General features: G+C 41.2%; 8 protein-coding genes. 7 read left to right on the forward strand and 1 reads right to left on the reverse strand.

What is annotated here, in order from left to right; translation table 11 throughout:
- Nucleotides 1–5: 5 nt before the first annotated feature.
- Nucleotides 6–881: an AraC family transcriptional regulator gene (locus ACEW8U_RS06710; RefSeq protein ID WP_373521266.1), complete on the reverse strand. Its 876-nt coding sequence runs from the start codon at nt 879–881 to the stop codon at nt 6–8.
- 142 nt (nt 882–1,023) lie between these two features.
- Between ACEW8U_RS06710 and ACEW8U_RS06715 the strand changes: the two genes are divergently transcribed.
- From ACEW8U_RS06715 to ACEW8U_RS06745, 7 genes are all read left to right on the forward strand, one after another.
- Nucleotides 1,024–4,536: a PVC-type heme-binding CxxCH protein gene (locus ACEW8U_RS06715; protein ID WP_373521267.1), complete on the forward strand. Its 3,513-nt coding sequence runs from the start codon at nt 1,024–1,026 to the stop codon at nt 4,534–4,536.
- A gap of 11 nt (nt 4,537–4,547) precedes the next feature.
- Nucleotides 4,548–5,423 (forward strand): sugar phosphate isomerase/epimerase family protein, encoded by an 876-nt coding sequence (locus ACEW8U_RS06720; protein ID WP_373521268.1) that lies wholly within the window; start codon nt 4,548–4,550, stop codon nt 5,421–5,423.
- Nucleotides 5,424–5,465: 42 nt separating this feature from the next.
- Entirely contained in the window at nt 5,466–6,581 is a 1,116-nt protein-coding gene (locus ACEW8U_RS06725; protein WP_373521269.1) for a Gfo/Idh/MocA family protein, read from the forward strand.
- A 555-nt stretch (nt 6,582–7,136) separates the two neighbouring features.
- Nucleotides 7,137–7,523, forward strand: coding sequence for a heme-binding domain-containing protein (locus ACEW8U_RS06730; protein WP_373521270.1), 387 nt, complete (start codon nt 7,137–7,139; stop codon nt 7,521–7,523).
- An 8-nt stretch (nt 7,524–7,531) separates the two neighbouring features.
- Nucleotides 7,532–8,011 carry a heme-binding domain-containing protein gene (locus ACEW8U_RS06735; RefSeq protein WP_373521271.1) on the forward strand — a complete coding sequence of 160 codons (480 nt, stop codon included), beginning with the start codon at nt 7,532–7,534 and terminating at the stop codon, nt 8,009–8,011.
- Nucleotides 8,012–8,330: 319 nt separating this feature from the next.
- On the forward strand, nt 8,331–8,981 hold the full coding sequence (locus ACEW8U_RS06740; protein WP_373521272.1) for a hypothetical protein: 651 nt from the start codon (nt 8,331–8,333) through the stop codon (nt 8,979–8,981).
- A gap of 44 nt (nt 8,982–9,025) precedes the next feature.
- Nucleotides 9,026–9,509 (forward strand): FG-GAP repeat domain-containing protein (locus ACEW8U_RS06745; RefSeq protein WP_373521273.1); only part of this gene is annotated, 484 nt, incomplete at its 3' end.

The following is a 9,509-nucleotide window of genomic DNA, read 5'->3' on the forward strand; positions in this document are numbered from 1 at the left end:
ATCTCTCATTCAAAAGTCCTCAAATAATCCTTCTTATACACCAAAGGCGTCACCCCCATTCTGTCTTTAAACTGTTTGTTGAAATTGGAAAGGGTATTAAACCCACATTCGTAACAAATTTCACTGATGTTCAGGTCTGCCTCATGTAACGACTTACAAGCATGGCTGATGCGTACATCTGATAGGAATTCCGAGAAGGACTTGTTCATTCGGGAAGTAAAATACCTGCTAAAAGCGCTATCCGTCATGTTGGCCAGGGCCGCAACTTCTTCCAACAATATTTTCTGTCTGAAATTTTCCATCACATATTCATACACCTTACGCATCCTGTCTTTTTCCGATTCCTTATTATTGTTGGTATATCCTGCATGTGTAATGGGTTGGCACTCTTCCGATTCGGAAAGAACCTGTAGGATTTGTAATAGCTTTAAAACACTCTGAAGCCCACTCAAATTAACCAGGTCCTGCATCATGCCCCTCAATTTCAAATTGGTATTGCCCAAAATTTCCAATCCCCTTAGCGATTTTTCCAACAATATTTTAATAGCCTCAAATTCCTCTTTGGTATAAATGGCATCACCCAAAAATCCTTCATTAAAATAAACGACAATGCCATGGGTTTTCAAACCGCTTTCCTTTTCAAAATAAACTTGATCATTTCTCCAAAGGTGGGGTAAGTTGGGCCCGGTGAATACCATATCAAATTCCCGGAAAGGTTTCATTTGGTCACCGATAAACCTTGTACCTTTTCCTTCCAAAACCAAAAACAACTGGTATTCCTGATGGAAGTGCCAGTTTTTATCAAAATATGGCGCCAACAACTCTTTTACTATAAAAGCCTTGGTTTCCGGAATCCTTGATTTTTGGAGTGCTTGTTTCATATTTTAGTCAATTATGTTATAAAAATAGTTTAAAATCAATTTTTTTATCAAAATTCAGTCAGAATTGAGCAAAAAACAGTGAGAATTATATTTTGAAATTGAGGAACTTGACCTTTCTAATAATTATACAATCCTCCCAAAAATGACGTCACCCAAAAATCTTCAAAAGCTTTTCTTCCTATTCATTATTCTATTGATAGGATGTGAGCAAAAAACCAAGTTCCAGGCACTGTCTGATGGTCCAAGAAGGGCCGAAATTCTGTTTCTTGGCCATGATAGCAAGCATCATGATTCTGAAAAGCTTTTGCCTTACCTGGCAAGACCGCTCTTCCAAAAGGGCATCAATTTTACATACACTTCAGATCCCAATGACCTGAATGATGAAAACCTGAGCAAGTATGATGGATTGGCCATTTATGCCAACCATGATGTGATTACCCCTGAACAGGAAGCTGCCCTAAAAAAGTATGTTGAAAGCGGTAAGGGATTTATACCATTGCACAGTGCTTCATTTTGTTTCCGTAATTCAGATTGGTTTGTTTCAGCAGTTGGTGGGCAGTTTAAATCACATGGAACCGGGGAATTTTTTGTTGACATCATAGCTCCTGAGCATCCGATTATGAAGGGAGTAAATACTTTTGAAACTTGGGATGAAACCTATATGCATAGCAATATCAATCCTGATATGACTGTCCTGATGGAGCGGGAAGAAAACGGTCACCGTGAACCATGGACATGGATTCGTGACCAAGGAGAGGGGAGGGTATTCTATACCGCTTATGGACATGATGAAAGAACTTGGTCAAAACCCGAATTCCATACTTTAGTGGCTAATGGTATACTTTGGGCAATTGGTGAGGATGTGGCAGCCCAGGTTGCTTCCTTTGATATCCCCCAACCAAAATTCGAAGAAGCGGTAATTCCAAACTATGAAAACAGAGATCCTGCACCAAAACTCCAACTTCCTTTATCCCCGGAAGAATCCATGAAATTGGTTCAGATTCCGGTTGGGTTCGAGTTGCAGCTATTTGCCTCTGAGCCTGATATTGTCAATCCCATGGCCATGTGTTGGGATGAAAAGGGGAGATTATATGTCATAGAGACAGAAGACTATCCCAATGAGGTAAGGAAAGAAGGAGGAAATGACAGGATCAAAATCCTGGAAGATACCAATGGAGATGGCAAGGCAGATAAAATCACCGTTTTTGCCGAGGGCTTAAATATCCCAACAAGTTTGGTTGCGATCAATGGAGGTATATTGATTTCCATGGCTCCGGATTTTATTTTCCTAAAAGATACCAATGGAGATGGCAAAGCGGATGTGCGAGAAGTGGTCATCACAGGTTGGGGCAAAAGTGATACCCACGCAGGACCATCAAATCTGAAATATGGATTTGATAATAAAATATGGGGCGTATTGGGGTATTCAGGATTCAATGGTGAAATAGATGGCAAACCCTTTAACTTCTCCCAAGGGGTATACAGGTTCACACCGGAAGGAAAAGATTTTGAATTTTTAGGTTCTACCAGCAACAATACCTGGGGATTGGGTTTCTCAGAAGATTTCAATGTATTTATCTCTACTGCGAATGGACAACATAGTGCCTATTTGGCCATGAGTAATAGGTATGTCCGTAGACCTGTAACTGGCGGGATGAACAATACCATATTTGGAATAGACAGTCATTTCGATATGCCACATCATTCCCCTGCATTGAGACAAGTAGATTATCATGGTGGCTATACCGCTGCTGCAGGCCATAACTTTTACACTGCAAGGAATTTTCCCAAGAATTACTGGAACAGAATTGCTTTTGTAGCGGAACCTACGGGCAGGGTTTTGCATAATGCTATCATTTTGAAAGATGGTTCCGGATTTACTGAAAAGAATGGTTTCAATACATTGACCAGTTCTGATGAATGGTTTTCGCCTGTGCATACAGAAGTAGGTCCTGATGGTGCTTTGTGGGTAGCGGATTGGTATAACTTCATCATTCAGCACAACCCGACTCCTAGAGGTTTTGATAACGGTGCCGGAAATGCATACATCAATCCCATGAGGGATAATAAGCATGGAAGGATTTATAGGTTAGTTTATAAAGGTGGTTCTGAGTACAAAACCATGAAAATTGATCCTACCAAAAACAAAGATCTGATCGCAGGGCTGAAAAGTGACAACATGTTCTGGAGATTGACTGCACAGCGATTGATTGTAGAAAACCAAAATACATCCATCAAATCCGATCTTTACAAATTGATCGATAATAGAAATATTGATGAATTGGGATTGAATACGCCTGCAATACATGCCTTGTGGACTTTGCATGGTTTGGGGCTTTTGGATGGTTCTGATAAGAGCTCAATCCAAATCGTGACCAGGGCACTCAACCATCCTTCACCGGGAGTCAGGAAAAATGCAGTGGAAGTTTTGCCCAAGACGCAGGAAACATTCAAAGCTATTCAGGGATCCAAGCTTCTTCAAGATCAGGATATGAATGTCAGAAAATCCGTGTTCCAAACCTTGGCTGATATACCTTCATCTTCCGAAATCAGTAAATTATTGCATGAAGCCAGTTTAAATGAAGCCAATGCCAATGACAAGTATTTACCTCAGGTTATTTTTGCAGGGGTAATGAACCACGCCTCTTATTTCGAACAAAATATTGGAGAGCTTTTCCCTTTAAATAAACCAGACTCTTTATATACATTAACCGATAAACTTGCCAAGAGCTTGATCGAGGAGGAATATAACCTTGACAGGAGGGCAGCCATTATTTTCCCTCCTGATGTAAGCGGTAAAGAAATCCGCATCAGAACGGAATTGGCCAAAGGAACCGATGGTCTTGAAGGTGTAATCATTGCCCAAGGAAATAAGGAAAATGGATACACTTTATTTGCCAAAGAAAATTCCTTAAGTTGGGTGGTCAAACAAAATGGCAAAACCTACAAAATATCCACTCCCAAAAATCTTCCGAACAACTTATTCACTGTTCAGGCGAATTTGTTGGAAAATGGTGAAATGAGCCTATTGGTTAATGGAAATCTGATTGGAAAAGCAAAAGCTCCTTCATTGTTTGAAAAACCACTTTCACCTGAAAGAATCAGAGTTGGATCTGACCTACAAGATGAAAATCAGGTTGGAGATTATGAAGGAGCTTCATGGCTAAGAGGACGAATGGGCCGGGATAGTTATATCAGCCTAAAAGATCCAAAGCTTAATTTGGAGGAATTCTTGACCAAAGAGAAAGAGGTTGTCGAACCTTCCATATCCCGTGACAATGCCACTATTATCAAAGTTGGGGTAATACCTCACGAAATGAAATATAATGTGACTAGTTTCAAAGTCAAGGCCGGTCAGCCTGTGATCATTGATTTTGAAAACAAAGATTTCATGCAGCATAACTTGTTGATCGGAAAAATCGGTTCCCTTGAAAAAATAGGAAAAGCAGCAGATGAAATGGCCCGTGATCCTCAAGGGATTGAGAAGAATTATATACCTGAAATTGCTGAAATCATAGTTTCATCCAAATTGGTTGACCCTGACAATTTGGAGTCTATCATGTTTGTTGCGCCTTCCGAAAGAGGAGAATATCCATTTATTTGTACCGTTCCTGGCCATTGGCGCATTATGAACGGTAAAATGATCGTAGAATAAAAAAACCTAAAATGCCTTTAGATGTAACTTTTGGAGTAAGTACCTGGCTTTGGACATCTCCTTTTAATATCAAGACCATTGAACTATTTCCCAAAATCAAAGAAATGGGATATGATGTAGTGGAAATCCCTGTGGAAGACCCTGCATTGGTAGATATAGAAGAGGTCAAAAAAGCCCTGGATGACAATGAACTTAAGCCGGTGATCTGCGGTGCTTTTGGACCAACCCGTGATCTGACCCATGATGACCCTGCTTTCCATCAGACCTGTTTTGATTATTTGGAAGCCTGTTTTGAAATCAGTTCCCAATTGGGAGCAGAATTCGTAGCAGGTCCCATGTATTCGGCAGTTGGTAAAGCCAGATTGGTTTCGGTAGAACAGCGGAAAATAGAATGGGACAGGGCAGTCACCAATCTTTATAAAGTGTGTCAAATGGCAGAGAAGGCAGGACAACAGATTGCTTTGGAGTCTTTGAACCGATTTGAGACTGACCTGATCAATACCACCAAGGAATTGATGCAACTGATCCATGACATCAACCATCCTGCAGCCAAGGTGCTATTGGATGGATTCCACTTAAGCATTGAAGAACCTGATTTGGAGCAGGCCTTTAGGAACGTAGGAGATAAACTCATCCATGTGCAGGTTTCCGAAAACCACCGTGGAATACCCGGAACAGGGCAGACCAATTGGGATGCTTTCAAGCGAGGTCTATGGGCTGTCAATTATTCAGGGGTGATATCCATTGAAAGCTTTACTCCCAATGTTCAGGAACTAGCCGGTGCAGTCTGCATCTGGAAACCACTTGCATTGAGTCAAGATGGCTTCGCCTCTCAAGGCCTCGCTTTCCTAAAAGACTGGATCAGGGGGAGACAGTTTACGCATTGAGAAATCTAAAATCTAAAATCTGAAATCTAACCTAAAAAAACCATGACCCAGAAAAAAATTAACATCGCAATCATTGGACTTGGCTTTGGAGCGGAATTTATTCCGATATACCAAAAGCATCCCTTGGCCAATATGTATGCTATATGTCAGCGTAACGAAGACAAGCTGAATGAAATCGGAAATGCCTTTGGCGTAGATGTCCGATATACCGACTATGATGAACTGCTCAAAGATCCAAATATCGATGCTATACATATCAATACGCCAATCCAGGCTCATGCCGAACAATCCCTGAAAGCCCTTAGGGCAGGAAAGCATGTGGCTTGTACAGTTCCTATGGCCACCACGGTAGAAGAAAGCCGTCAGATTGTGGAGGCCAGCGAAGAAACAGGCCTTACTTACATGATGATGGAAACGGTGGTGTATTCCAGGGAATTTCTCTTTGTAAAAGAAATGTATGAAAACGGGGAATTGGGAAAAATCCAGTTTCTGAGAGCCAGTCACCAACAGGATATGTCCGGATGGCCGGGATATTGGGAAGGACTGCCACCTATGCACTATGCGACACATTGTGTGGGTCCGGTTTTGGCTTTGCCAAAAGCTCAGGCAGAGTATGTCTCCTGTTTTGGTTCAGGTAGGATTGATGAAAACCTGATAGAAAAATATGGTTCGCCATTCGCCATCGAGACCTGCCATATCAAACTCAAGGATTCTGATCTTTCGGCAGAAGTAACCCGCTCACTGTTCAATACTGCAAGGCAGTATCGGGAAAGTTTCGATGTGTATGGTTCCAAAAAATCCTTTGAGTGGACCTTGATCGAGCATGAGGATTCTGTGATACATACCGGTGAAGAGCCATCTAAAGTCAAGATACCCGATTATGCACACCTGTTACCTGATGAAATCGCTTCTTTCACCACTGCGGGAGTGTATGATTCGGATGATAACCAACATTTGTCTTTTATTCAAGGGGCAGGACATGGAGGAAGCCATCCCCATTTGGTCCATGAGTTTTTGTCAGCTTTGTCCGAAGGAAAGGTGCCTTATCCTGATGCAAGGGAATCAGCCAACATTACCTGTGTCGGTATATTGGCCCATGAGTCTGCCATGGCAGGAGGAAAGATCATGAAATTGCCGGAGTTTACTTTGAAAAAATAATGAACGCTATCCTGTCAGGTTTTGAAAATCTGACAGGATTATTTTAGAAATCACCTATTTAAATACTCTTAAATAGCTAAGGTTTTCACCCTTGTCCAAACCCTCTTCACACTACCAATATCTTTTTATAGTTGACATTAAATCATTTAATATATATATTGGGATAGCAGTGCAACTTAAGCTCATCAGCTTAAGTTAAACCCAATAATATGGAAAAAATCTACTCCTAAGCCCTGCATTCTCCGGTTTATGTCATGAATTAGTGATTCAAAAACAGAATCGCAGGCACAATTTACCCTTATTCTAATTGCTCTTGGTTAGGTCAAAACTGTTCTTTCGGGAACAGTTTTTTGCTTTCAGAATAGTCGGAATTACATGACCATTGCAAATATTTCTTTCTATATTGATATTACCTCCAAAATGAAATTTTCTAGAGTTTGCCATTCCTATAAATTAATAGTAATAAAACCAAGAATCTCAGTCAATTCATAAATAACCCTTTGCGGATTCCGTGAATTTTTCTGAAATTCCTGAACAAACTATTTACTCCTCACTATGAAAAAAATATTCTTCCTCCCCGCTTTGGCTATTATTGGTTTTTTGTTCTTTCAGGGAATAACCAAACCTGAACCTAAAACCGAATTTATTTCCCACGAAATTGCACCGGATATGCCTCCCCAAGTGAAGGCCATTGTTGAACAGAAATGTTATGGCTGCCACAATGCAGAATCCAAAAACGAAAAAGGAAAGAAAAAACTGGATTGGGATGCTTTTGAGGCCTCCAAACGTGCCAAACAAATCGCTGCTAAAGGGAAGATTCTTGAAGTATTGGAAAATGGTGACATGCCTCCTGCGAAATTCTTGGAGAACAAGCCTGAAGGTAAGCTTACTGAAGAAGAGGTTGCAACCCTAATGGCGTGGAGTAAAAGTAAAAAGAATTAATTTCGGCAATGAAATGGGGATTGTACCTGCTGGGCGGGTTGACTGTCATCTTGATTGGCATTCAATTCGTACCCAATGAATTGCCGACTGTAGAAACCACCAATCCTGAAGATATCTTATCAAGTGGCATTGTCAGCGAAGATATAGCCGCTTTGCTAAAGAATTCATGCTATAGTTGCCACAGTAATGAGACAGTCTATCCTTGGTATTCATATGTCGCACCGTCTTCCTGGTTAGTAGCTAAAGACGTCCGGGAAGCCAGGGAAGAGCTTAATTTCTCCAATTGGCAAGATTATGATACGATGGATAAGTTAGAAAAGTTGGACGATATTGCCATTGAAGTGGGAGAAGAGACTATGCCGATGGGCATTTACACGCTGATGCATCCGGCTGCAAGTTTAGATGACTTTCAGCGGCAAAATATCGTTGAATGGGCAGAGGATGCGATGGATGTGGTATTGGAAGAGGAGGACGAAGGCGAAGATTAGGCTAATTATCTGTCAAAGCATAGCAATTAAAACCAATCATGGGCGCAATAACATGCGCCTTTTTTTATAACCTAGTTGTCCTAGTTTTTCTTTCACCATGATTTCCTCTATTTCTGTGCACAATAGATGGTTAGGTTAAATTTGTTAGAGGAAAGGTCTTTTTAAGAACATCCATGAAGCAGAAATAATGATGTATCCGTTGACCTATTCTTTTTTCTTTCATCCAAAAATTAGTTTTACGAATTTAATTCACCGCAGATTGAGCGCGATTTAATGGAATACTATATTGAAGTTTATCAAAAATCATTACATTCAACCCATGAATAAAACCTACTCAAGAGTCCCCCTTAGTTGCTTCGTGCTAATTTTGTCACTTGTATCCTGTAGTCAAAATCCGCTTGGAGTATTTGAACAATTTCAGGACATTGGCGATCCCGCACTGTCGGGAAATACAGTCTATGATTCCAATACGGATTCTTATACTCTTACTGGTTCTGGTTATAATATTTGGTTTGATCGGGACGAATTCCATTTTCTATACAAGGAAGTAAGTGGAGATTTTTCATTGACTGCGAATATGGAGTTGATAGGAGTAGGAGTAGATCCTCACCGAAAAATAGGAATCATGCTAAGGTCCTCCAAAGCCGAGGACGCGGCACATATGACCGCCACTGTCCATGGCGACGGGTTGACGGTCATGCAGTGGCGAAGGGAGGACGGTTTGGAAATGAGGGATCCTGAAGATGAGATTTTTGCGGAAGATGGGAGTTTCCAGACCATTAGATTGGAAAGAAAAGGAAATGAATATACGATGTGGGCAGCCAAAGCAGGAGGTGATTTGCAGCAAATAGGTTCCCAATCGTTAGAAGCTATCCCTGAAGATGCCCTGCTCGGAGTTTTCATTTGTTCCCATAATCCAGATGTTTTGGAACAAGCAATATTCTCCCGAGTAGAACTTACGGAAAAGTAAGTGCGTGGCAATGTGATAGCCAACTTACAATAGACCCTTCGTTCATGAATTTTAATTTCGCGTTCACACTAGTTGTTTTATTGCTTTCCAAAGGTGCCGATGCGCAGGAAAATGATCCTTGGAAACGACATACCATTGACAACACCTCATCGGGATCTGACGGATCAAAACTGGCGGATGTAAATGGTGACGGCCATATGGATTTGATAGTTGGATGGGAGGAAGGTGGAGTTAGCCGTCTATACCTTAATCCGGGAGAGTCAAAGGAATTTTGGGGTTATATTGAGGTACCATCGGCCGATGTGGAAGATGCTTTTGCCGTTGATTTGGATGGGGATGGCTTTATGGACTTGGTCACTTTATCCGAGGGAAGCCATCAACGGATAACGATACACTGGGCACCAGCCGATTGGGAGTCCTATTTTCAATCTGAGCTGTGGATTAGTCAGGACATTCCTGTTACGGTTGGGAGAACACGCTGGATGTTTGGAAGGCCGATAGATATCGACGGGAAAAATGGGGTTGATT

The organism is Aquiflexum sp. (assembly GCF_041751335.1).
In the GTDB taxonomy this organism is placed as follows: Bacteria; Bacteroidota; Bacteroidia; order Cytophagales; family Cyclobacteriaceae; genus Aquiflexum.